This window comes from Fictibacillus sp. 5RED26 (assembly GCF_015903895.1).
In the GTDB taxonomy this organism is placed as follows: Bacteria; Bacillota; Bacilli; order Bacillales; family Fictibacillaceae; genus Fictibacillus; species Fictibacillus phosphorivorans.
Window position 1 is genome coordinate 109,694 of sequence record NZ_JACZDU010000004.1, and the last position, 23,415, is coordinate 133,108.

A 23,415-nucleotide genomic window follows, 5' to 3' on the forward strand; every position below is an offset into this window, starting at 1 on the left:
AAAAACGTCCAGAAAAACGGACGTTTTCATTCATTTACATTCTATTATACTAACACTTTTTTAAACTCTTCCGTTAATAAAGGAACGACTTCAAACAGGTCACCAACGATTCCATAGTCTGCTACCGAGAAGATGCTAGCTTCGGGATCTTTGTTGATCGCAACGATTACTTTAGAGTTGGACATCCCAGCTAGATGCTGAATAGCTCCCGAAATTCCACAAGCGATATACAGATCAGGCGTTACAACTTTACCGGTTTGACCGATCTGTAATGAATAATCACAATAATCAGCATCACACGCACCACGAGAGGCTCCTACAGCTGCTCCAAGTACATCTGCAAGTTCTTGAAGAGGTTTGAAGCCATCTTCAGATTTCACACCGCGACCGCCGGCAACGATGATCTTTGCTTCTGCTAGATCTACGCCTGTAGATGCTTTACGAACTACTTCTTTAACAATCGTTCTTAAGTCTTTGATGTCAACAGATACAGATGTTACATCACCAGAGCGAGATTCATCTTTCTCTAATGGTGCGATGTTATTCGGACGAATCGTAACGAATACTAGACCATCTGAGATTAATTTCTTTTCAAAGGCTTTTCCTGAATATACAGGGCGAGTAAACACCGTGTTCTCACCAGCTTGTTCAAGTCCTGTAACATCTGAAATCACTCCAGATTCGAGACGAGCTGCAAGTCTCGGAGAAAGGTCTTTTCCTAACGATGTGTGTCCGAACACGATTGCTTCAGGGCTTTCATCATCGATAATCTGCTTTAACGTTTGGAAATAACCATCTGGAGTATAGTTCGCTAGCTTCTCATGTTCCGCTGTGAGTACACGATCAGCTCCATAGTGAATTAATTCTGCTGCTAACGACTGAACAGAGTCACCACATAATACTGCGAACACTTCTCCGCCGCCAGAAATTTCTTTTGCTGCTGCAATTGCTTCAAATGAAACATTACGTAACGCACCGTCACGGGATTCTGCAAGTACTAATACTTTTTTTGCCATGATGACTCCTCCTTATATTACCTTCGCTTCATTTCTTAACAGAGATACAAGTTCTTTTACTTGGTCTGGAGTTTCACCTGATAGGATTTTTCCAGCTTCCTTTTTTGGTGGAAGATATACTTCTACCGTTTTTGTTTTCGCTTCTACGTCGTCTTCATCAATATCAAGATCATCTAACTCCAACGTTTCAAGAGGCTTCTTCTTTGCTTTCATGATCCCTGGTAACGAAGGATATCGTGGCTCATTCAATCCTTGTTGTGCAGTCACCAATAATGGAAGAGATGTCTCAATCTTCTCAAGATCTCCTTCAACATCGCGTTCGATGTTTACAGTCGAACCGTTCACTTCAATCTTTGTGATGGTTGTTACGTGTGGAATATCTAATAATTCTGCAAGACGCGGTCCAACTTGACCAGTCCCGTTATCAATCGCAACGTTTCCGCCTAGAATAATGTCGTATTCTTTATCTTTAAAGTAAGCTGCCAAAACCGACGAAGTCGTGAATTGATCTTGGCTGTCCAAGTCTTCGTTCGAAATAAGAACCGCTTGATCTGCTCCCATAGCTAGTGCAGTACGAAGCTCTTTTTCAGAATCTTCGTCTCCAACCGTTACAACCGTAACCGTACCGCCGTGAGCATCTTTTAATGTAATCGCTTCTTCAATCGCATATTCGTCATATGGATTAATAATGAATTCTGCACTGTCTTCAGAAATCTTGTTGTTTGAAACAGAAATTTTTTCCTCTGTATCAAAAGTACGTTTTAAAATTACATAAATGTTCATGGTTACCCTCCTAGTTATCGGTCCTGAAATTCAGGCTTTCTTTTTTCAATAAATGCCGAGATTCCTTCTTGTCCGTCAAAGCTTTTAAAAGCTTTCCCAAACAGTTCTCTTTCTTTCTCTGCACCTTTTTCATAGAGTCCATGTCTCGCATAATGCAACAACTCTAAAGTGTACTTAATAGAAACAGCACTCTTCATAGAAAATTCTTCAGCCATTTTGTAAGCCTTTTCAAAAAGCTCTTCTGTAGGATAAGAACTGTTTGCTAAACCAAATGTGACAGCATCTACTCCGGAGATCGGCTTACTTGAAAGAAGCATCTCGCAAGCTTTAGGTACACCTACAAGCTGTGGCAGTCTTTGAGTTCCAGCAAATCCCGGAACTAGCCCTAGTGTTAGCTCAGGAAGACCAAGTTTCGCATCTTCAGCCACAAGCCTTACGTGGCAGCTCATCGCAAGTTCTAGTCCACCACCAAGCGCAGCTCCATGAATCGCTGCAATTACTGGTTTTGAAAATTGTTCGATTCGGCTAAAAACATCTTGTCCTTTTTTCCCAAGCTCCGCAAAACCTTTTTCATCAGGAACTTCTGTAAACTCTTTGATGTCTGCTCCAGCGGAAAAGAAGCGTCCTTCTCCTAAAATAACAACTGCTTTAACAGAGTTATCATTTTCGATCTGATCTAAAGCTTTATCGATTTCTTCAATAACTCCTGTTGATAAAGCATTAGCTGGCGCACGATTAAGTTTGATCGTTGCCACTTTATTTTGTTTTTCAATTTGTAAGAATTCCAACTTTGCATTCCCTCCTTTTTTGAATATCAATCATCTGGATGTACAGAGCGAACGGAAAGACCGTTTACAAGCATCTGATGAACCGGGCCAGCAAGAGCAGGAAGATCATATCGATGATCGTTCATTACCCAGTTTGTTGCTGTTTCGTCAATTGTTCCGAAGATCATCTGACGAGCCAATCTGTAATCCATGTTTTTAACAAAAACGCCTTCCTGCATACCATCCTTCAAGATCGAGTCGATTAAATCTAAGTACCTCTTTAATACTTCTCCGATCTTCGCACGAAGCTGCCTGTTTGTCTGCCTTAGTTCTAGCTGTGTTACGATTGATAGTTCAAAATCAGCAGTCAATTGCTTAAAATGCATCTCAACAAGAATTCTAAGCTTCTCAATCGCTGAATCATTACTTTTCAGCTCGTTTTCTGTTTTTTCGATAAAGGTCCCCATCTTCTCATTAAAAACAGAAACAAGCAGATCTTCTTTATTTTTAAAATATAGATAGATGGTGCCGTCAGCGACACCTGCTTCTTTCGCTATCTTTGAAACTTGGGATTGATGATAGCCGTGTTCTGCGATCACATTTACAGCTGCATCAATGATTTTTTCGTATTTTGGACCTTTACGCTTCATTTCTATCGCCTCTTTTTGTATTACACAATCATCTTTTCAAAAATGAATGATTGTTCATTCATAATTGTAAAACAAATCTTTCTTTTCTGTCAATTTCATTATGTCATTTTTTATATACATTTTACAAGTCTAACTTAAATCTTACGTATTTCATTCCTTGTTTGGTGACACTTTTGCATAGAAAAAGCCGCCAGATGGCAGCTTTCACGAACTTTGCTTTGCTTTTTCACGTTCTTCTTCCAAAAGAACTCTTCTTAAGATCTTACCAACCATCGTCTTTGGCAGCTCTTGTCTAAACTCATAGAGCCTAGGCACTTTAAAGGATGCAAGATGTTCTCGGCAGAATTTATTTAACTCTTCTTCCGTACATTCTGCTCCTTCCTTTAACACAACAAAAGCTTTAACTGTTTCTCCTCTGTATGCATCAGGCACACCGACTACTACAGCTTCTTTTACTTTTTCGTGTTCATATAAAACTTCTTCTACTTCACGAGGATAAATATTAAATCCTCCTGCGATGATCAAGTCTTTTTTCCGATCCACGATATAAAAGTAACCTTTTTCATCCATATAACCCATATCTCCCGTAATCAACCAATCTTCTCTGAATACAGATGCGGTTTCTTCAGGTTGGTTCCAGTACCCTTTCATTACTTGAGGTCCTCTTACAGCTAACTCTCCAATCTCACCCGGCTCCGCCCATTCGCCTGTTTCAGCTGAGATGATTGCTGCTTCTGTGTTCGGCCAAGGCAATCCTATACTCCCTCTTACCTGATCGCCATAAATGAGGTTCGCATGTGTAACGGGTGAAGCCTCCGTAAGTCCATACCCTTCAACTAATGAACCTGAGATGACTTCCTGGAATTTTTGTTGCACTTCAAGCGGAAGAGCAGCCGATCCGCTTATACATGCTTGTATGGAGGAAAGATCGTATTTCTTCAGATCTGGATGGTTCAGAAGTGCGATGTACATAGTCGGAGCGCCAGGAAATAGTGTTGGTCGTTCCTTATGAATCGTCTTCAAAACTTGCACTGGATCAAACCTCGGCAGAATGATCATCTCTGCTCTCGTGATGATGCCAAGATTCATAACACAGGTCATCCCGTAAACATGGAAGAAAGGCAGAGCGCCGAGTATCTTTTCTTTACCTTCCCTATTTTTATACATCCATGTATTGCACTGCAACGCATTCGTGACTAGATTTTTGTGAGTCAGCATCACACCTTTTGCTGGCCCTGTAGTACCTCCAGTATATTGCAGCAGTGCGAGATCCTCATCAGGATCAACCTCTACTTGTGGCTTTACTGGTTGAGAGCGTTTCTGCAGATCTCGAAACGAATGAACTTCATGATTGTACGTAATATCAACGACTACTGTTGGATTCTGCCTCTTTTGAATAAATGGATAGATCAAATTTTTAGGGAAAGGCAGATAATCCTTCACAGATGTCATGATAATGTGTTCAATGTTCGTATCCCCACGAACGGCTGAAATCCTGCCAAACAAAAGATCTAATCCTACAATGACTTTTGCCCCGCTGTCCGATAATTGATGGCGTAGCTCCCTCTCTGTGTAAAGAGGATTCGTCTGCACAACAATTCCCCCTATAAAAAGGGTGCCATAATAGGCGATGACTGCCTGCGGGCAGTTAGGCAGCATGATGGCAACACGATCACCTTTTTTTACACCAAGCGTTGTTAGAGCATGCGCAAAGCGTAAACTGCATTCATGAAGCTCACCGAATGTTAATGTCTTTCCTAAAAAGTGTACAGCAGTTTTATCTGTTTTTTCTTCTGCTGCTGATTCTAAATACGCGAATAAAGGTTTGCTGTCGTAATCAAGATGTCCCGGAATCTCACTAGGGTAACTGTTGAGCCACCGTCTTTCCACTTGCATCTCCTCCTTTAATTCACGCCTTCCTTCAAAATTTCTATATCTTTATTCCTATTATATTGAAAACGTATACAATTTTATATACTTTTTTAAAAATTATAAATAATTCAATAATACGGTTCTAAAAATAGTTTTTGAGCATATTCAATGATGCTCTCGATTGTAATTGATTTCCGCTCCAGGTTGCTCGCTTTCCGCGGGGCAGGCGGTGAGCCACATTCGTACGTTTCACGTATAAGTGTCTCACCTGCCCACCTGTCCCGCAGGAGTCGGCAACCTTGCGCTCCAATCAACCTGCACAGAAGAAATCAGAAACAATAAAAGTAACATCTTTTAAGTAATACTAAGTAAAACAATCATTAAAGATTAATAACAATTACAGAACAGTCTTAAGGAAAACAAAAAACCAGTTCTCCGAATCGAGAACTGGTTTTGAGACTTACGCAAAGAAGAATAAGTAGATAAGTCCTGCCGCAATGAATACTCCGCTTAACACAAACAACACTTTAAATAACGTTTCCATATCTTTTCCCTTCAGCTATTCGATTCCTTCACCGATTACAAATGATAAACCAATTGAGATGATCATTGATATGAAACCAACTGCTCGGTTATCGTTCTCAATCTCTTTATCGATCTGAAACTTTGGGGTTAAGAATTCAAAAATAAAATAACCGATCAAGAGCAGAATGAACCCATAGGCACTCCACATTATCATCATAAGTATGGAATCATTTTGAGCGATCGAGTAACGAAAGATGTTCGCGATACCGAAAATCTTGCCCCCTGTTGCCATAGCAACGGAAAAGTTTCCTTTCTTGATCTCGACCCAGTTTTTATAACGCGTAACCAGTTCAAACACAGCCAAAAAAACGACTAAACATAGCACGACAACGCTATAGTTTGCTGCTGTTCTAATAAAAGCGTTACTCATAAAATCCATTCAACAATACCCCTTTGTAAACGGCTTGGTTTAATTCACTATACTATTTCAATACAGCGACTGTTACTCCGCCTCCGCCTTCACCAGCTGCACCCATACGAGTGGATTTAACATTACGATGCGTTTTCAACAGCTCTTGAACACCTTTTCTAAGTGCACCTGTCCCTTTACCATGTATGATATATACTTGGTTAAAACCAGCTAGAAGTGCTTCATCTAGATATCGATCCACCTCTAGCATCGCATCTTCATACCTTTTTCCTCTTAGGTCAAGTTCAGGACGAGAAGAATCAGAGTTTCCAGATACTTTTACGAATGAACGCGGTTCAGGTTTCGGTTTACTTTGTTTTACCCACTCTAAATCTTTTTCAGATACATTCATCTTTAGAATTCCAATCTGAACTTGGTATTCGTTGTTGCTTACTTTTTCAACAATATGTCCTTTTTGACCTACAGTAAGTACTCTTACCTCGTCACCTGGAACATACTCTTCCTTTGTAGATACTGCTTTTTGCTTCTTGTTTTTTGCTTTTGATTTCGGAACAGCTTCTTCTAATCTCTTTTTTGCTTCGATCAGTTTATGTTCTTTAATCTGTCCTCCAGATTTTTGAAGTTCACGAATCTCATGGATGATCTCTTCTGCCGTTTCACGTGCTTTTTCAATTGCTTGTTCCGCTTCCTGCTTCGCTTTTTCATACAATCGATCTTTTTCATTCTGAAACAGTTCGAGTTCTCTTTCTAGATCACCCTTAATAGACTCTGCTTCTTTTCTTTGGTTCTCTGCTTCTTCCATCTCTTTTTCTGCGTTTTTACGATTATCTTCTAGAGACTTTATCATATTATCAATCTTGTTCTCATCTTCACTGATCTGAGAACGAGCTGAATCAATGATATCTTGACGGAGTCCGAGTCTTTTAGAGATCTCAAACGCATTGCTTCGGCCTGGCACTCCCACTAATAATCGATATGTAGGTCTTAACGTCTGCACATCAAATTCTACAGATGCGTTCATAACACCAGGTCGGTTGTATGCATATGCTTTTAACTCACTATAATGGGTTGTAGCTACGACACGTGCTCCCCGCGCAAAAACGAAGTCTAGAATCGAAATAGCAAGGGCAGCCCCTTCTTGAGGATCAGTTCCTGCTCCTAGTTCATCAAAGAGAACGAGTGATTCGAAATCGATCTTGTTTAAGATGTCTACGATGTTAACCATATGTGAAGAGAATGTACTCAATGATTGTTCAATAGACTGTTCATCACCAATGTCAGCATAGATATTCTTAAAGACAGCCATTTCTGATTCTTCTCCAGCAGGTATCTGCAGGCCACATTGTGCCATAAGAGTAAGCAGTCCGATCGTTTTTAGGGTAACTGTTTTACCACCTGTATTCGGACCTGTTATAACGAGTGATTGATACTCACCACCTAACATCACACTCGTTGGAACAACCGTTTCTTGATCGAGCAGAGGATGCCTGCCGCTATTCAGTGATATAAATCCTTTGTCATTCATAATCGGACGCGTACATTTTAGCTCATTGGCAAACCTAGCTTTTGCTAGAATAAAATCCATCTCTGCTAAAATATCTACGTTCAACAGAATATCATCAGCATGTTCTGCTACTCCAGCAGTTAGTTCTCTTAATATCTTCTCGATCTCACGAGCCTCTTTCGCTTTAGCTTCTTTCACTTGATTGTTAACTGTCATAACAGATTGAGGTTCAATGAACAAAGTTGCTCCACTCGCTGATTGATCATGGACCATTCCGCCAAAATTACCTCTGTACTCTTGTTTAACAGGAATAACGAATCGGTCGTTACGAATCGTGATAATCGAGTCAGACAACATTTTTTGATAACTGGATGATCTAACGATTGATTCCAGTTTTTCTCTTACGCGTGTTTCATACGTACGCAACTGCTGACGAATCGCACGAAGTTCAGGGCTAGCGCTATCCATCATATGTCCGTTGTCATCGATACAGCTTTTAATTTCTTGTTCTAGCTCATGAAGAGGAATGATGTTTTCTGCTGCATTCTTAAGAATACGCAGTTCAATTCCATCCTCAACCAAGCCTTCGATAAACCGCTTAAAGCGTCTACCACCATAAAGAGTTGAAGCGATGTCCATTAAATCTTCTTCGTTTAGGAGACTGCCAATCTTTGATCGCTTAACATTTGATGAAACATCAAAGATCCCGCCGAATGGAACTTGTCCTTTTAATCGGAGAACTTTTACCCCTTCATCTGTAGCATCTTGAGCTTCGTTTACTTCTTCAAGAGCTGTAAACGGCATTAAAGAATCTATTTTATTTAGTCCAAGTGAGCAGCTTGCATGCTTTTTTAGACGGTCTATCACTTTTCTTAGTTCTAAAACACGTAGCATTTTTTCTTGCATATATTCTTCCCCCTGATCATAGGATCTAGAGCTTTCTACGGTTTAAATAGGTTTTGAGTTCTTTTAAAGTCATTGTGTTTAACACATTGCTTTTTTGAATGTAACCTTTTCGGGCAACCGCTGCTCCAATCTCCATATGTTTCATCGTGTCTTTATAATGTGCATCTGTATTAATCGCTATCTTAACCCCAAGATCCTGAGCTTTCCTTAACCAGTGTGGAGCAAGATCAAGACGATTCGGATTCGCATTCAACTCAACAGCGGTACCTGTTTCATAAGCAAGCTGCAGCAGTGTTTCAACATCCACGTCATAACCTTCTCTGCGTCCGATCAAACGCCCTGTTGGGTGGGCGATCAGATCAACTTTCTTATGTGTTAACGCTGTCTTTAAACGATCCATGATTTTGCTTTGATCTTGAGAAAACGCAGAATGGATGCTTGCAATAACAAAATCCATTTCCTCTAACAATTCATCATTATAATCAAGTGTACCATCTGGGAGAATATCCATCTCGATTCCAGCGAGTATCTTAAAATCTGTATACTTTTTATTTAACTTATTAATCTCTTGCCGTTGCATACGTACTCTCTCTGGAGTTAGACCGTTCGCTACTCTTAAATATTGAGAATGATCCGTAATCGCCATATATTCATAGCCTTTACTTCGTGCTTCTTCAGCCATTTCTTCGATCGAGAACGCCCCATCGCTCCAAGTAGAATGCAGATGAAGATCGCCTTTTATATCAGATAACTGAATAAGGTCATGACCATCCTTAAATAACTCTATTTCTTCACCAGTCTCTCTCGCTTCAGGCGGAATCCAACTTAACGAGAAATGAGCATAGAAATCCTGTTCCGTTTCAAACGTAAGAATTTCACCTGTCTCTACATTTTCTACACCATATTCACTGATCTTTTCGCCTCTTGCTTTTGCGAGCTGACGCATTTTAACGTTATGCTCCATCGAGCCTGTAAAATGATGCAGTGTAGTAGCAAACTGAGAGGGTTGGACAATACGAAAATCTACGGATACAGAAAGCTTTTCATCTAGTACGAGGGAAACCTTCGTATCTCCGCTCGCAATCACATCGATAACCCCATCAAGTTTCAATAGTTGCTCTTTTACTTCATTCGGATGTTCACTTGAAATAATAAAATCCAAGTCTTTGATCGTTTCACGGTATCGTCTTAGACTTCCTGCTCTAGAGTATTTCTCAATACTTTTCATTCTTTTTAACTGAGATTCTATTTTCTCTGCGATTGGCAGCATATAGGCAATAGGAAGCCTCTCTGGTCTTTTCCCAAGATCTTTTAAGGATGCTAAGATCTTCTCTTCCGTTTTAGCGCCGAACCCTGCCAATTCTCTTACTTTACCATTTTCACATGCATCTTTTAGAGATTCAATATTCGTTACACCTAACTCGGAATAAAGTTTAGCGATTTTCTTACCTCCGAGATTTGGAACTTGCAGCAGTGTAATCAATTCAGACGGAACTTTTTCCTGTAGTTCACCTAAAAGATCCGACTCACCCTTATCAATCATTTCAATAATTACAGCAGCTGTACCTTTGCCTATTCCTTTTAGTTTTGAGACATCCCCGATCTCTTCCATCGTTCGCTCATCACTCTCAAGAGCGTTCGCTGCTTTACGATATGCAGAAACTTTAAACGAGTTCTCTCCTAAGATCTCAAGGTACAAAGCAATCTGTTCAAGTGCACGTACTACCTCTTTTTTATTTACCATAATGAGCTCACCTCTATTTCATTGTCATGCTAGTATGATAATGGCTTTAATAATTTGTGTTATTATCCCTATAGCACTTTACACTCTTGCTTCATCGACCAAAGTTGATTGTAGCGTAAGGTTGCTGACTCCTGCGGGACAGGCGGGCAGGTGAGACACTTATACGGGAAGCGTACGAATGTGGCTCACCGCCTGCCCCGCGGAAAGCATGCAACCTGAAGCGGAAAACAACAACTTTCAAGAACAACTGAGTATAAACTGCAAAGAAAAAAACTTCTCCGCTTTGGGAGAAGTTATGCCATATGTTTCATCCACATTTCCTTTAAGGACTCAGAAAATACGGGGGTGTTTTTGACCATTCCCTGTGCGATCCATGAATTTTCATAATGAGCTTGAAATGCCTCAATTGGAACTAATGTTGCGATATACAATAAAATAAACACGATCAAATAGACTTCTACAAAACCTAATAAACCACCGAGCCATCTGTTGAACGTGTGAAGGATCGGTAAGTTTGCAAGAAAATCGAGCATAGACCCTAAAATCTGTAGGATAATCTTGGTTGCGAAGAACAGAATCGCAAAGGCTATTGCATTATAATAAGCTTGTTCAAGTGATATGCTGTTCATTAAAAAGGAAACAGAACTATCATTTGAAGAAGGGTATGGAATCCACAACTCTAGCTTTGGCGCAAGTTCATCATAATAAAGATAAGCAACGATATACGCTGCTATGAATCCGATCAAATGAACAAGCTGCATGATGAAGCCTCTTTTTAAACCGATTAAAAATCCACCTGCTAATACGATAATTAAAATTAAATCCAACATACTAACTTTCCTCTTTTCCAATTCGCTGTTGCAATTTTTTCAGCTCTTCTTTAATCTTTAAATATTCGTTCATTGTATTTACTGCTGTAAGTACAGCTAGTTGTTTCGTGTCGAGAAACCGGTTATGAGATTGAATCTCTCTCATTTTCAAGTCTACTTTATCAGCTACTAAATGAATGTGGCTGGAGGATTCGGTCCCTGCAATTACATATCGTTGTCCATAGATTTCGACCGTCGTACGGTTTTTCTTTTTCTCTTCCGCCACAAAATAACCTCCTTAACATACAAAGGATCATTCATTTAATGAATACTCTAATCTTTATCTTATCAAATATCGTTCATAGTTGAAAATATTTCTGTTCTATTGTAGCGTTTTTTTGATATATTTGGAAATCTCTTCATTTTTAGGAGGATCACTATTATGTCTCACGTTGTTAAAAAAATGACAAATGCAGAAATACTTAAGATGAAAAAAGAACTCACTTCCGTTCTATCACCTAAAACGCCACCCGGAGCTGTTTTTTCTGCAAAACTCTCCGATTGCACAGTTACAGCTTACCAATCAGGCAAAGTCCTGTTCCAAGGAAAGGGAGCAGAAGCTGCTTCTCAAAAATATTCGGGTGAAGTTGCTATTCCAAAAGAGAAAACCAAAACAGTTAAACCGCCTCATCAGTATGCCCCACCACAGAACGCTGCAGAATTGTCGATGATCGGAAGTGACGAAGTTGGAACAGGAGATTATTTTGGTCCGATGACTGTCGCTGCGGCTTATGTTTCTCGGGAAAATCTAGAACTTGTAAAAGAACTCGGGGTGAAAGATTCTAAGCACTTAAATGACAAACAGATCATTCAGATTGCAAAGGAACTGATTCATACCGTTCCATACTCACTTCTCGTACTGAATAATGAAAAGTATAACGAACTTCAGCAAAAAGGTATGACTCAAGGTAAGATTAAGGCTATCCTTCATAACCGAGCTCTGCAAAATGTAAAAGCAAAAATTGAAGGTGAAGAGATCGAAGGTATATTAGTCGATCAGTTTTGTGAACCTGGTGTTTACTTTAACTACTTAACAAGAGAGAAGAATCTCTTAAAAGAAGGTCTTTATTTTGCCACAAAAGGCGAATCGATTCATCTTTCTGTTGCTGCTGCTTCAATCTTGGCCAGATATAGCTTTTTAAAGGAAATGGATAAGTTAGGGCACCGATTTAATACCGTTATTCCAAAAGGGGCAGGTCCTCACGTGGATGTGAAGGCGGCTGAGCTGGTAGAAAAATATGGAGAGACTGTATTTGATACCGCAACAAAGAAGCATTTTGCAAATACTCAAAAAGCGCTAAATTTATTACGTAAAAAGAAGATTTAAGGAGCGGAGAGGATGAATTCATAAGGAATCATCCTCTTTTTCGCAGAACGAGCATCCGCTATTGGTTACTAAAAAGTTATAATCACATAAAAAATGCGGTTCATCACATAAAAAATGAAGTCCATCACATAAAAATGATCCCTTTTCACATAAAAGTGTCCAGTTCGCATTGACACCATTTTCAAGAACAGCAAAATATGCAAAAACAGCCTAATAATAAAGACAAAAAAACTGGCCATCTCTCGATGAACCAGCTTTTTCAACAATTATTTTCTTAGCTGAGCGCCGAAGCGTTCTTCTAAGCTCTTTAATACGCGGTTATGCGCCGTTACTACTTCTTCATCTGTTAACGTTCGTTCTGGATCAAAATATTTCAGTGAGAATGCAAGTGATTTCTTGCCTTCTTCCATCTTTTCTCCTTCATACAGATCAAAAAGATTCACTTCTTTTAACAGCTCTCCACCTGCAGCTTGAATCACAGTTGTCAAGTCTCCTGCTGGAAGTTGTTGATCTACAACAAGAGCGATATCTCGTGTAATAGATGGATAACGCGGCAATGTTTGATAAACCATCTGATCTGTTTCTTTGTCTAAAAGACTTGTTGCGTTCAACTCGAACACGTACGTATCTTTTACATCCAACTCTTTTTGAAGAGCTGGGTGAAGTTGACCTACAAACCCTACAGAAATACCATCGAGTTTCACGATCGCCGTTCTTCCTGGATGCATGTTTTCTATTTCTCCAGCTTCATACGTGATTCGTTCAGATAGGTTCAATTCACCCATGAGACCTTCTAGAATTCCTTTTAACACATAAAAATCAACAGTCTTTCTCTCTCCTTGCCATAGATGCTCGTTAAATACACCTGTAACAGCGCCTGAAACGAATACATACTCTTCTGGAAGATCCGTCAATACCTCTTGGCGATTGATGAAGACAGATCCCATCTCATAAATAGCGAGATCTTCCATCGAGCGATTTCTGTTGTATTGAAGCACTTCAAGAAGCTGTGGCAATAAGCTCATTCTTAACGTACTGCGTTCTTCACTCATCGGATGTGCAACAGAGATCGGATATACCTTCTCATCACTAAACGAAAAATGAGTAGACTTTGCCGGAGTAGTCAATGCGTAAGTTACAGCTTGATATAGTCCAGCTCCTTCTAGATACGTTCTGATATTACGGCGTTGTGCCTGATTCTTCGTTAGTCCACCAGGACGCGCTTCTGATAAAAGATACGTAGTTGGGATGCGATCATATCCGTAGATACGTCCTACTTCCTCAATTAAGTCCGCTTCAATCGTTATGTCTGGTCTTCGTGAAGGAACGTTTACTTCGAACTGTCCGTCCGACTCTTTATATGCAAAACCTAAACGATTAAAGATCGATGCTGTCTGTTCTGATGTGATCTCTGTCCCTAAAAGATTATTCATTCTAGAAACATCCATCTTCACGCTGTAAGAGTTGACTTCACGCTTACCTGCTTCAACGATTCCTTCAGCAACTTGACCACCAGCAAGATCTGCCATAAGGCTAGCCGCTCTCATTGCTGCAGCGTATACTCGGTTACGATCGATGCCTTTTTCATATCTCGAACTTGCTTCACTGCGTAAACCAAGGTCTTTAGAAGCTGCTCTTACACGACCTGAAGTGAAATAAGCTGCTTCTAAAAGTACGTTTGTTGTGTCAGATTGAACTTCACTCGTAGCCCCGCCCATAACACCTGCTACTGCAATTGGATCTTTACCATTTGTGATTACTAGATGAGATTCTTTAAGCTTACGATCTTGATCGTCAAGCGTTTGAATGTGTTCACCTTCTGCTGCACGACGGATCACAATCTCTTTTGAACCTAATCGGTTATAGTCAAATGCGTGTAGTGGCTGACCATACTCAAGAAGTACGTAGTTTGTGATATCAACAATGTTATTGATCGGACGAATGCCAGATGCCATCAGTCGATTCTGCATCCAAAGCGGAGAAGGACCAATTTTAACATCACGGATGATCATCGCTCCGTAATATGGATTGTCTTCAAGCGACTCGATATGAACAGAAATAAAATCCTCTGCTTTTTCTTCTGTCGTAGTGATCGATGTGTTTGGAAGTTTCACTTCTTGTTCTAAAATCGCAGCTACTTCATTCGCTACACCGATCACGTTCAGACAGTCAGCACGGTTTGGTGTCAGTCCAAGTTCCAACACATGGTCATTGAGATTTAAGTATTCTAAAGCATCGCTTCCTGGCTCTGCATCAGATGGCATCACAAAGATTCCTGTTGAATATTCTTTTGGTACTAATTTTGTATCTACACCTAACTCTGTAAGTGAACAAATCATTCCGTGAGATTCTTCACCGCGAAGTTTTGCTTTTTTTATTTTAAAGTTACCCGGAAGCACGGCACCAGGTACAGCAACAGCAACCTTTTGCCCTTGAGCTACGTTTGGTGCACCGCAAACGATCTGTGAGACTTCTCCTTGACCCACATCTACTTTACAAACTCTCAGCTTGTCAGCGTTAGGGTGCTGGATGCATTCTTCAACATATCCAACAACTACTCCACTGATTCCTTTATTTAGTGACTCGACCATCTCAACTTCAATACCGCTTTTTGTTATCTTATCTGCGAGTTCAGACGGTGAGATTTCTACGTTTACATATTCTTTTAGCCAGTTATAAGAGATTAGCATATAATTCCCCTCCTCAAGTTATGCATTTTTGAATTGTTTTAAAAACCGGATATCGTTCGCATAGAAATGACGAATATCATCAATTCCATATTTGAGCATCGCGATACGCTCAGGTCCCATACCAAATGCAAAACCTGTGTATTTCTTTGAATCGAACCCTGCCATCTCAAGCACGTTCGGATGAACCATTCCTGCTCCTAATATCTCAATCCAACCTGTTTGTTTACAGATCGAACAGCCTTTTCCACTGCACTTAAAGCAAGAGATATCCATTTCGACAGATGGTTCTGTAAAAGGGAAGAAACTTGGACGAAGACGAATTTTACGATCTTCACCAAACATTTTTTTAGCGAACGTTTCAAGCACACCTTTTAAGTCACTTAAACGAACATTTTGGTCAACAACTAGCCCTTCGATCTGCATGAACTGATGCGAGTGTGTAGCATCATCATTATCTCTTCTGTAAACCTTACCAGGAGAAATGATTTTCACAGGGCCTTCTCCTTCATGTTTTTCCATCGTACGTGCTTGAACAGGTGAAGTTTGTGTACGAAGAAGGATATCTTCTGTAATAAAGAAAGAGTCCTGCATATCACGCGCAGGGTGTCCTTTTGGCAAGTTTAACGCTTCAAAATTGTAATAATCTGTTTCTACTTCAGGACCTTCAGCGATTGTAAAGCCCATGCTCAAGAAAAGATCTTCAATCTCCGTAACAACAGCTGTTAAAGGATGGGGATTTCCTTTCTTTACAGGTCTTCCTGGTAATGAAACATCAATCGTTTCTTTTGAAAGCTTTTCAGCAATTGCTGCATTTTCAAGCTCTGCCTGTTTTTTATCTAATTCCTGCTGGATGCTGTCACGAACTTCGTTAGCATAAGCACCAACAACAGGTCTTTCTTCAGCAGACAATTTCCCCATCCCTTTTAATACTTCAGTAATGGGTCCTTTCTTTCCTAAATAAGCTACCTTAACAGCTTGCAGATCTTTTAGATCCTGGGCTTCTTTGATCTGGCCGATCGCTTCTACTTTTAGAGCTTCTAAACGGTCTTTCACCGTGCAACCCCTCCTTAAAAATATAAAAACTCCTCATCCAATAAGGGACGAGGAGTTCGCGGTACCACCCAATTTAACAATGAAAAATACACTGTTCACTTCATTTTAATAACGGCTCTTCACCGGTCAGCCCTACTTAACGTTTCAGGTGACAACTCAGGAGTGAATTCAATAACACCTACCAAAGAAATGCTCACAGTCCAGGACATTTCCTCCCTTTTTGGCGGAATCATTATCTACTTTTCTCCATCTTCGTTTTTGACACTATTCCATTCATCTTTTTCATTATATATGAAAAAATTCTATAATTGCAACGCTATGTCACAAATTACGTGCGATTTCGCTGCAATTCATACAAAAGGATACCTGTTGCTACAGAAACGTTCAGAGACTCAGCACTGCCGAAGATCGGGATCTTCACATTCAATGTTGATTCCTGCTGAAGGATCTCCTGCACACCTGCGCCTTCATTGCCCATGATTAAGGCAAAGCCATCCACTTCATCCATTTCTCGCATATCTACAGCGTTTTGAAGGGAAGTAGATAATACCGGTAGATCATGTTCCTTACATTGCTCAATTATCTCCAGAAGGTTTGCTTTCACGGTTGGTAGATGAAACAACGATCCTTGTGTTGATCGAACGGTTTTACCATTATAAAGATCCGCTGTACCTTCACCTAAGAATACACCATCGAGGCCCGCGCTATCAGCTGTTCGAATAATCGTACCAAGATTTCCAGGGTCTTGAACACCGTCGATTAAAAGGTAGCGTCCTCCGTTTTTAATGAGTTCTTCAGATTGATCCATCATTTCACAAACGGCAATGATCCCTTGAGGTTTTTCCGTTTCAGAAAGCTGTTTCATTAATTTCGCCGGAACAGACCATAGGCTGAATTTTTCCTTTAACCACGTCTCGTTGATTTCAAAATTTTCTTCAACGATCACATGTTGAAGTTTTGCACCAGACGCGATTGCTTCTTCTATTAGATGTGGACCTTCAAGTAAAAAGGTCCCGGATTTTTCACGTTCTTTTTTGGTATGAAGTTTTTTCCATTGCTTCAAGGAAGCGTTGGATTCTGATTCAATGTGCTTCATTTTCAAGTGTTCTCCTTTAAATCATAAATATTTTACTTTTTTCTCATAAAACATGCTCAAATCGTACACAATAAAAAAAGAAAAAATTAATAGAGGTGCATATCCATGAATCTAGACTTAAGAAAAGCTGTATTGCATAATGTCACTGGCAATAATAAAGAGCAGTTACAAGATACGATCGTAGATGCTATCGAGAGTGGAGAAGAAAAAATGCTTCCTGGTCTTGGTGTTCTTTTTGAAGTAATCTGGAAAAATTCAGATCAGCAAAAGAAGGAAGAAATTTTAAACACCCTTTCAGACGGCTTGAAGTAAAACCCGGATTCCCGGGTTTTTTATTTTTGTTAAATGTTAATTATTTTATTAATAGCCAGTATCTTGACGTTCATGATTTACTCTATTCTTTGCAAAGTAAGCTTCTTCGATCTCTTCAAAAGAAAAGCCGAGCTTCACACCGAGCCCTAAAAATGTGTCAAAAAACGATTGGAATTCTTCGTTTAATAAAGATTTAGACCCCGATTGATATAGAGTTAAAAATAAAGTATTGATATCTATCTTGTCCATTTTCTCGCCAAGATCAACCTCAGTGGTTATCTCTACCTCTTTAAAGCCCAAATCTAATCCTATTGATAAGACAAAATGTAGTCCGTCTACATATTCTTCTAAAATTACTTCTTTTTCAGAAGCAGGACGTTTACTCCAATATTTAAAGCATCTTGTTTCATTCGCTAGTTCACCTAGCTCAACAAGAAATGCTAATCTTCTTTGTTCAAATAATGATGAGTTATCAAGTTTATGTTCTTTTACTATGCGCATATTTAATTCGTTCTGCATCGAAAAGAGTTCTTTAATTTTCATGGTCCATCCCTGCCTTTCATACCTAAGCTATTATAACGTTAACTAGCCCTACATTCGAGGATGAATTTTTAGTTGTTCTTAATACAAAGGATTCCATATTGAGAAAGGCCTGTTAAGATTGGTGCTTTGATTTTATTAAATAACTTCATTTGCAAGTTGGTTGGAGCGGAAGGTGAGTGCCAACTACTTGAGATACTTCTTGTAAGGCATGCGACGAGGAAAATTTTCTACTAAGCATTAACGTGTAGGCGCAGGAGCAAGAAAACTCTTAAGAGTACAAATGTGGCTCACCGTTCGCCCCGAAGCGAGCAACATGGAGTGGAAATCAACCACTCAAAGAGCTCCATCTTATGCAAAAAAATTTCTGAAAAAAAAGCACACCTTATGCAGGCATGCGTTGTTTTTGCTGATCTTCTCTCTCTTCCTCAAAGAACTCACTCCATTTAATCACCCATTCTTTTCTTCTCAATAAATAAAACAATACAGATAACGCGACAATGATAGCTGCAGAAGTAACGAGCGAGAGAGAAAGTAATACCGATCCGAACGAAGAATAAAAAATGGCGATCGGAACGTTTGATATGATACTAGCTTTTGTATACTCTTTGAAATTTGACGAGATCTCGATCAAGCATAGACTCAACAGATGAAAATGCATAAAGGGTATCATTTTTAAAATAGCAATCTGACCTACCGAGAACGGCATTCGTTTACCAATCCACTTTTTCTGCAGTTTTTTTACTTTTTTCATAAGCTTCGGCATACTTTTCATTCCCCAGTAAAAAAGAACACTCGAGAGCGTGATCCCTATGACTGAATAGAATGTACCGGCAACTGCACCAAACAAGATTCCTCCTGTAAGACAGATCAGCCCTACCGGTAGAAAGAAGAACTGTCGAAACGCTTGAAGAAGAATGAACAATAAAGGGGCAAAGATTCCACTGAACTTGAGCACCTCGATGAACACACTACTATTGTCTAACACGCACTCATCCCCCCTTTAAGTCAGCATATGACAGAAGACGAGCTCTATATGACAGAATGTTCGTATGCATAAACCATACTTCTTTTTGACACCTTAAAGATAGATTGTTTGCTTACATAGTTCTTAGTTTTTTTAGGAGGAGTCCATCATGGATACAGTTGTACTCGCGAGAGCATTCTTTGGAACATCGCTAGGTTTTCATATTATTTTTGCAACCCTTGGTGTTGGTCTTCCTTTGATGATCGTCATCGCAGAAATTATACATCAAGTTAAAGGTGACAACGATTACGCTATTATGGCTAAGCGTTGGACAAAGGCGTTTGCCGTTTTATTGGGTGTTGCCATTCCATCAGGAACGATTGTCGGTGTTCAATTATCATTGCTCTGGCCTGGATTTATGGAAATTGTAGGAAAGGTTATTTCCCTTCCCTTTCAGATCGAGATCTTCGCTTTCTTCTTAGAAGCCTTATTCATGTCTATTTACGTATATGCGGCTGACAGGTTACCGAGATATTTCCGTTTGATCTCAGTATTCTTTGTTGCACTTGGAGCTGTTGCGTCAGCCATCTTAATTTCAGCCGTTAATACGTGGATGAATACACCGGATGGATTTAAGATCAAACCAGATGGGACGATCTATGATGTCTCCCCTTGGGATGCTTTCTTCAATCCTAGCTTTCTATCCTCTTCCTTTCATGTTGCCATAACCGCTTATATGACCGGCGCTTTTGCCGTTGCTTCTGTAGCAGCATTTAAACTTTTAAAGAAGCGACCTGAACGTGAACGAGCTTATCACTTGAAAGGGTTGTTCATGTCTCTTACCGTCGCTCTTTTGATGAGCTTTGTCTCTGCGGTTTCTGGGCATCATTCCGCCCAAATTTTGCATCAGCATTCTCCTGAAAAACTAGCTGCTGCAGAAGGTCTGTTTGAGACTCAAAGATATGCACCACTCGCAATAGGTGGTTATACAGATCCTAAGACTGAGGAAGTGAAGTACGGGATCGAGATACCTTGGGCTCTAAGCTGGCTTGCTGCTGGCAAGTTTGATACAGAAGTGAAAGGACTGTACGAATTTCCTCGGGAAACATGGCCACCTTTTTATGTACACACGCTCTTTAACTTAATGGTCGGGATCGGAACACTTTTATTAGGTCTTGCAGCAGTGGCTTTAACCTACTGGTGGTTCTTCGTAAAAAGAAGAGGAAAACCTTTTCCAAAGTGGCTGTTATGGTCTCTTGTTTTATCCGGACCACTTTCTATGCTCGGCATTGAGTTCGGGTGGGTTTTCAGCTGTAGCGGAAGACAACCATGGACCATCTATCGCGTTCAGACGACAGCGGAAGCTGCGACTAAGAATGAAGACCTTGGCGTGCTCTTCCTGTTATTTTTAGGCCTATATGCGCTACTAAGCGTGTTAACCGTTTTAATTTTAACAGCTTATTTCAAACGAAACCCTGTTTCAAAAGATATGGAAAAACTTCAGAGTTAGAAAGGAGGAATGAAGGATGAGCGAAGAAGTTTTAGCGATTCTGATGATGTGGACCTTTATCTTTATCTATAGCATTTTCGGTTCAATCGATTTTGGTGCTGGATTCTGGGCGATGATTTACAACAACCATAAGACGATGGCTGGAAGAATAGCGAATCGTTTCTTGTCTCCCACTTGGGAAATCACAAACACGTTCTTAGTTCTTTTAGTGGTTGCGTTCGTTGGTTTCTTTCCAAAGGGCGCGTACACTCTCGGAACGGTCATGCTCGTTCCAGTTTCTTTGATTCTCTTTTTACTCGCTATCCGAAGTGCATTTATGGTGTTCTCGTATTCCGTTCAAGGATATCGCAGAACGATGTTTATCATCTCGGGTATCTCTGGCCTGCTTATTCCATCCTTGCTAATAGCCGTTCTTCCTATTTCACAAGGGGGATTCATCGCTGTTGATGGTGATACTCAGAGCCTACTTCTATCAAAACTTCTCACAAGTCCAACCCTCTATTTGTATGTGCTTTTCGGGCTTACATCTGAGTTGTATCTTTCTTCGTTGTTTTTAGCAGATTACGCAAGAGTCTCGAAAAAAGAAGATGCCTATAGATTATATCGGAGCAATGCGATTCTGTTAGGACCACTTACGCTACTCGCCGCTCTGTTCACTTTGTTATTTATAACACCAGAATCTCGATGGCTCATCGATAATTTAATGGATCACAAGATCTGGTTTATTCTTTCTTTGATCGCCTTTCTTATTGCATACGCTTCTCTTTGGTGGCCAAAACAAAACCGCCCAGGAATTGGACGGCCGCGTCTTACACTATTAGCAACTGTTTTACAATACGGTCTTGCAAGTGTGGGTTATGGATTAGCTCATCTGCCTTATATCGTATATCCTGATTTAACCATCTATGAGGCATTTACCGCACCAGAAACGTTTTATTCCTTAATGATTATGTATATCGTTGGTCTTGCCATCTTAGCACCAGGTTTCTATATTTTCTGGAGATTGTTCTTAAAAGACAAACGATACCTGCAACAGGAATAGTTTCTATATGAACCAGCCTGCTAAAACCGTTATAAACATACTTAAAAGAGGCAGCCCGTAACGAAATGAAGGATGTTTAGTCTTATGACGTAACTTCTTCATAGCAAGCCACATACCGGGTGCTCCACCAATAATAGCAATCAGCCAAAGTCTCGCTTCAGGGGTGCGCCATTCGCCTTTTTTGGCAGATAATTTGTCTCTTTTCATAACATAATAGGCGGCTACGTTTAAAATGATTAAATATATGATTAACACCTTGTTGTTTCCCTTCAGAATGAAAAAAGATCATCTCCATCAAATGAGGAAATGATCTTTTCTTTTTTTACTTAAGCTTTTAGGCTGTCTTTTGCTTTTGAAGCTAATTCAGCGAAAGCTTTTTCGTCTGTGATAGCAATTTCAGAAAGCATCTTACGGTTGATGTCGATACCCGCAAGTTTAAGACCGTGCATTAAACGGCTGTAAGAAAGACCGTTTGTACGAGCAGCAGCGTTGATACGAGTGATCCAAAGCTTACGGAAATCACGCTTCTTTTGACGACGGTCACGGTAAGCGTACATAAGTGATTTGAATACTTGTTGTTGTGCTACTTTAAATAATTTATGTTTGGAACCGAAATAGCCTTTAGCTAGTTTAAGAACTTTCTTACGACGACGACGTGTTACATAGCCACCTTTTACTCTTGGCATATTAAAAACCTCCTATTTTTAAATCGATTGATGAACGATTAACGTTTTTTGTAAGTTAACAATGTGCGGATACGCTTGTAGTCACCGCTGTGAACAAGTTTCGCTTTACGAAGCTTACGCTTAGCTTTAGTTGACTTGTTAGCAAACAAGTGACTAGTATAAGCGCGAGCACGCTTTAATTTACCTGATCCAGTTTTTCTAAAGCGCTTCGCAGCACCTTTATGAGTTTTCATTTTAGGCATAATGGTTATCCTCCCTGGTAAAAATTATTTTTCGGCTTTAGGCGCAAGGATAAGGAACATGCTACGACCTTCCATCTTCGGTTTCGTTTCAACCGTAGAAAGATCTTCACATTCTTTCGCTAACTTTTCCAATACCGTTTTTCCGATTTGAGAATGAGTGATTGCACGTCCACGGAAACGAATACTTGCTTTTACTTTGTCACCTTTTTCAAGGAACTTACGTGCATTTCTAAGCTTTGTATTAAAGTCGTTTTCCTCAATCGTTGGACTTAGACGAATCTCTTTAGTCGTAATGACCTTTTGATTTTTTCGTGCTTCACGATCTTTACGTTGTTGCTCGTATTTAAACTTACCGTAGTCCATGATACGACATACTGGCGGTTTAGCAGTTGCAGCAACGAGTACAAGGTCAAGATTTGCGTTTGTAGCAAGATCCAAAGCTTCTTGTCTAGATTTAATGCCAAGCTGGCTTCCATCAGGACCGATTAAGCGAACCTCACGAGCACGAATACCTTCATTGACAGACATGTCCTTACTAATAGTAAGTCACCTCCAAATTTTTTCAGTGAGTGTTTTAAAACACTCGACTTGTTATTTCTGCAAATAAAAAAAGCGTCGGCGCAACGATCACCCACACATAGTAAACCGGCTATGTACACTTTGACATGCCTGAATATCCATCTACCCATCAACAGCCTTTATTAGCGTCGAGTCAGGTGAGAAGCGGGTGCTTCTGCTTGTTTGATGCTTTTGCTTATTTTATTAACCTTACATACTATAACACATTGGAGATATGCGTGTCAAACAACGAATGTAATAACAGCAACGAAATTAATTTTACTTCGTTTACGAAAGGAATGCAAGAGTTTTTTTATTCGCCTTTT

Annotated in this window: 23 protein-coding genes and 2 other annotated features; of the genes, 4 read left to right on the forward strand and 19 right to left on the reverse strand. The window is 39.9% G+C overall.

What is annotated here, in order from left to right:
* Positions 1–44: 44 nt before the first annotated feature.
* The 10 genes from IHV10_RS15425 to zapA form a co-directional block, all read right to left on the reverse strand.
* Positions 45–1,016 carry an electron transfer flavoprotein subunit alpha/FixB family protein gene (locus tag IHV10_RS15425; protein WP_197131460.1) on the reverse strand — a complete coding sequence of 324 codons (972 nt, stop codon included), beginning with the start codon at positions 1,014–1,016 and terminating at the stop codon, positions 45–47.
* A 12-nt stretch (positions 1,017–1,028) separates the two neighbouring features.
* Entirely contained in the window at positions 1,029–1,799 is a 771-nt protein-coding gene (locus tag IHV10_RS15430; protein WP_197131463.1) for an electron transfer flavoprotein subunit beta/FixA family protein, read from the reverse strand.
* A gap of 14 nt (positions 1,800–1,813) precedes the next feature.
* Positions 1,814–2,587, reverse strand: coding sequence for an enoyl-CoA hydratase (locus IHV10_RS15435; RefSeq protein WP_197131465.1), 774 nt, complete (start codon positions 2,585–2,587; stop codon positions 1,814–1,816).
* 26 nt (positions 2,588–2,613) lie between these two features.
* Positions 2,614–3,216, reverse strand: coding sequence for a TetR/AcrR family transcriptional regulator (locus IHV10_RS15440; protein ID WP_197131467.1), 603 nt, complete (start codon positions 3,214–3,216; stop codon positions 2,614–2,616).
* A gap of 204 nt (positions 3,217–3,420) precedes the next feature.
* Positions 3,421–5,112, reverse strand: coding sequence for a long-chain-fatty-acid--CoA ligase (locus IHV10_RS15445; protein ID WP_197131469.1), 1,692 nt, complete (start codon positions 5,110–5,112; stop codon positions 3,421–3,423).
* Between the two features lie 535 nt (positions 5,113–5,647).
* Positions 5,648–6,052 carry a DUF350 domain-containing protein gene (locus tag IHV10_RS15450; RefSeq protein WP_197131471.1) on the reverse strand — a complete coding sequence of 135 codons (405 nt, stop codon included), beginning with the start codon at positions 6,050–6,052 and terminating at the stop codon, positions 5,648–5,650.
* Between the two features lie 43 nt (positions 6,053–6,095).
* Positions 6,096–8,453 (reverse strand): endonuclease MutS2, encoded by a 2,358-nt coding sequence (locus IHV10_RS15455; protein ID WP_197131473.1) that lies wholly within the window; start codon positions 8,451–8,453, stop codon positions 6,096–6,098.
* Positions 8,454–8,478: 25 nt separating this feature from the next.
* Positions 8,479–10,200 (reverse strand): DNA polymerase/3'-5' exonuclease PolX, encoded by a 1,722-nt coding sequence (gene polX, locus IHV10_RS15460; RefSeq protein WP_197132115.1) that lies wholly within the window; start codon positions 10,198–10,200, stop codon positions 8,479–8,481.
* A 290-nt stretch (positions 10,201–10,490) separates the two neighbouring features.
* Positions 10,491–11,027 carry a CvpA family protein gene (locus IHV10_RS15465; protein ID WP_197131475.1) on the reverse strand — a complete coding sequence of 179 codons (537 nt, stop codon included), beginning with the start codon at positions 11,025–11,027 and terminating at the stop codon, positions 10,491–10,493.
* Between the two features lies 1 nt (position 11,028).
* Positions 11,029–11,292 (reverse strand): cell division protein ZapA, encoded by a 264-nt coding sequence (gene zapA / locus IHV10_RS15470; protein WP_144698705.1) that lies wholly within the window; start codon positions 11,290–11,292, stop codon positions 11,029–11,031.
* A 156-nt stretch (positions 11,293–11,448) separates the two neighbouring features.
* On the opposite strand from zapA, the gene rnhC reads away from it, so the two are divergent.
* Positions 11,449–12,393, forward strand: a complete 945-nt coding sequence (rnhC, locus tag IHV10_RS15475; protein ID WP_197131477.1) for a ribonuclease HIII — start codon at positions 11,449–11,451, stop codon at positions 12,391–12,393.
* Between the two features lie 266 nt (positions 12,394–12,659).
* Here rnhC and pheT read toward each other — a convergent pair whose 3' ends face one another.
* From pheT to IHV10_RS15490, 3 genes are all read right to left on the reverse strand, one after another.
* Positions 12,660–15,083 carry a phenylalanine--tRNA ligase subunit beta gene (pheT, locus tag IHV10_RS15480; RefSeq protein WP_197131480.1) on the reverse strand — a complete coding sequence of 808 codons (2,424 nt, stop codon included), beginning with the start codon at positions 15,081–15,083 and terminating at the stop codon, positions 12,660–12,662.
* Between the two features lie 18 nt (positions 15,084–15,101).
* Positions 15,102–16,136, reverse strand: coding sequence for a phenylalanine--tRNA ligase subunit alpha (gene pheS, locus IHV10_RS15485; RefSeq protein WP_197131483.1), 1,035 nt, complete (start codon positions 16,134–16,136; stop codon positions 15,102–15,104).
* A gap of 40 nt (positions 16,137–16,176) precedes the next feature.
* Positions 16,177–16,398, reverse strand: a binding site (T-box leader).
* A 66-nt stretch (positions 16,399–16,464) separates the two neighbouring features.
* Positions 16,465–17,232 (reverse strand): TrmH family RNA methyltransferase, encoded by a 768-nt coding sequence (locus tag IHV10_RS15490; protein ID WP_197131486.1) that lies wholly within the window; start codon positions 17,230–17,232, stop codon positions 16,465–16,467.
* Positions 17,233–17,337: 105 nt separating this feature from the next.
* Between IHV10_RS15490 and sspI the strand changes: the two genes are divergently transcribed.
* On the forward strand, positions 17,338–17,544 hold the full coding sequence (gene sspI, locus IHV10_RS15495; RefSeq protein WP_066396708.1) for a small acid-soluble spore protein SspI: 207 nt from the start codon (positions 17,338–17,340) through the stop codon (positions 17,542–17,544).
* A 48-nt stretch (positions 17,545–17,592) separates the two neighbouring features.
* Here sspI and IHV10_RS15500 read toward each other — a convergent pair whose 3' ends face one another.
* Positions 17,593–18,087, reverse strand: coding sequence for a dUTP diphosphatase (locus IHV10_RS15500; protein ID WP_197131489.1), 495 nt, complete (start codon positions 18,085–18,087; stop codon positions 17,593–17,595).
* 382 nt (positions 18,088–18,469) lie between these two features.
* On the reverse strand, positions 18,470–19,072 hold the full coding sequence (locus IHV10_RS15505; protein WP_197131492.1) for a TVP38/TMEM64 family protein: 603 nt from the start codon (positions 19,070–19,072) through the stop codon (positions 18,470–18,472).
* Positions 19,073–19,220: 148 nt separating this feature from the next.
* Between IHV10_RS15505 and IHV10_RS15510 the strand changes: the two genes are divergently transcribed.
* Together IHV10_RS15510 and IHV10_RS15515 are read left to right on the forward strand one after the other, a co-directional pair.
* Positions 19,221–20,561, forward strand: a complete 1,341-nt coding sequence (locus tag IHV10_RS15510; protein ID WP_197131495.1) for a cytochrome ubiquinol oxidase subunit I — start codon at positions 19,221–19,223, stop codon at positions 20,559–20,561.
* 16 nt (positions 20,562–20,577) lie between these two features.
* Positions 20,578–21,603 (forward strand): cytochrome d ubiquinol oxidase subunit II, encoded by a 1,026-nt coding sequence (locus IHV10_RS15515; protein WP_197131498.1) that lies wholly within the window; start codon positions 20,578–20,580, stop codon positions 21,601–21,603.
* Between the two features lie 3 nt (positions 21,604–21,606).
* Here IHV10_RS15515 and IHV10_RS15520 read toward each other — a convergent pair whose 3' ends face one another.
* The 4 genes from IHV10_RS15520 to infC form a co-directional block, all read right to left on the reverse strand.
* On the reverse strand, positions 21,607–21,858 hold the full coding sequence (locus IHV10_RS15520) for a DUF1294 domain-containing protein (protein WP_269148762.1): 252 nt from the start codon (positions 21,856–21,858) through the stop codon (positions 21,607–21,609).
* A gap of 71 nt (positions 21,859–21,929) precedes the next feature.
* Positions 21,930–22,289, reverse strand: coding sequence for a 50S ribosomal protein L20 (gene rplT / locus IHV10_RS15525; protein ID WP_066291543.1), 360 nt, complete (start codon positions 22,287–22,289; stop codon positions 21,930–21,932).
* A gap of 38 nt (positions 22,290–22,327) precedes the next feature.
* A complete protein-coding gene (gene rpmI, locus IHV10_RS15530) occupies positions 22,328–22,531 on the reverse strand; it encodes a 50S ribosomal protein L35 (RefSeq protein ID WP_066243622.1) in 204 nt (67 codons plus the stop codon).
* A gap of 24 nt (positions 22,532–22,555) precedes the next feature.
* On the reverse strand, positions 22,556–23,059 hold the full coding sequence (gene infC, locus IHV10_RS15535; RefSeq protein WP_066396718.1) for a translation initiation factor IF-3: 504 nt from the start codon (positions 23,057–23,059) through the stop codon (positions 22,556–22,558).
* A gap of 72 nt (positions 23,060–23,131) precedes the next feature.
* Positions 23,132–23,276 (reverse strand) — a sequence feature (ribosomal protein L20 leader region).
* Positions 23,277–23,415 lie beyond the last annotated feature (139 nt).

Excerpts from the sequence above, each read along its gene's own strand:
- IHV10_RS15425 (WP_197131460.1), bottom strand. The coding sequence starts at position 1,016 with ATGGCAAAAAAAGTATTAGTACTTGCAGAATCCCGTGACGGTGCGTTA.
- IHV10_RS15430 (WP_197131463.1), bottom strand. The coding sequence starts at position 1,799 with ATGAACATTTATGTAATTTTAAAACGTACTTTTGATACAGAGGAAAAA.
- IHV10_RS15440 (WP_197131467.1), bottom strand. The coding sequence starts at position 3,216 with ATGAAGCGTAAAGGTCCAAAATACGAAAAAATCATTGATGCAGCTGTA.
- IHV10_RS15445 (WP_197131469.1), bottom strand. The coding sequence starts at position 5,112 with ATGCAAGTGGAAAGACGGTGGCTCAACAGTTACCCTAGTGAGATTCCG.
- IHV10_RS15450 (WP_197131471.1), bottom strand. The coding sequence starts at position 6,052 with ATGGATTTTATGAGTAACGCTTTTATTAGAACAGCAGCAAACTATAGC.
- IHV10_RS15455 (WP_197131473.1), bottom strand. The coding sequence starts at position 8,453 with ATGCAAGAAAAAATGCTACGTGTTTTAGAACTAAGAAAAGTGATAGAC.
- IHV10_RS15465 (WP_197131475.1), bottom strand. The coding sequence starts at position 11,027 with ATGTTGGATTTAATTTTAATTATCGTATTAGCAGGTGGATTTTTAATC.
- rnhC (WP_197131477.1), top strand. The coding sequence starts at position 11,449 with ATGTCTCACGTTGTTAAAAAAATGACAAATGCAGAAATACTTAAGATG.
- pheT (WP_197131480.1), bottom strand. The coding sequence starts at position 15,083 with ATGCTAATCTCTTATAACTGGCTAAAAGAATATGTAAACGTAGAAATC.
- IHV10_RS15490 (WP_197131486.1), bottom strand. The coding sequence starts at position 17,232 with ATGAAGCACATTGAATCAGAATCCAACGCTTCCTTGAAGCAATGGAAA.
- sspI (WP_066396708.1), top strand. The coding sequence starts at position 17,338 with ATGAATCTAGACTTAAGAAAAGCTGTATTGCATAATGTCACTGGCAAT.
- IHV10_RS15500 (WP_197131489.1), bottom strand. The coding sequence starts at position 18,087 with ATGAAAATTAAAGAACTCTTTTCGATGCAGAACGAATTAAATATGCGC.
- IHV10_RS15510 (WP_197131495.1), top strand. The coding sequence starts at position 19,221 with ATGGATACAGTTGTACTCGCGAGAGCATTCTTTGGAACATCGCTAGGT.
- IHV10_RS15515 (WP_197131498.1), top strand. The coding sequence starts at position 20,578 with ATGAGCGAAGAAGTTTTAGCGATTCTGATGATGTGGACCTTTATCTTT.
- rplT (WP_066291543.1), bottom strand. The coding sequence starts at position 22,289 with ATGCCAAGAGTAAAAGGTGGCTATGTAACACGTCGTCGTCGTAAGAAA.
- rpmI (WP_066243622.1), bottom strand. The coding sequence starts at position 22,531 with ATGCCTAAAATGAAAACTCATAAAGGTGCTGCGAAGCGCTTTAGAAAA.
- infC (WP_066396718.1), bottom strand. The coding sequence starts at position 23,059 with ATGTCTGTCAATGAAGGTATTCGTGCTCGTGAGGTTCGCTTAATCGGT.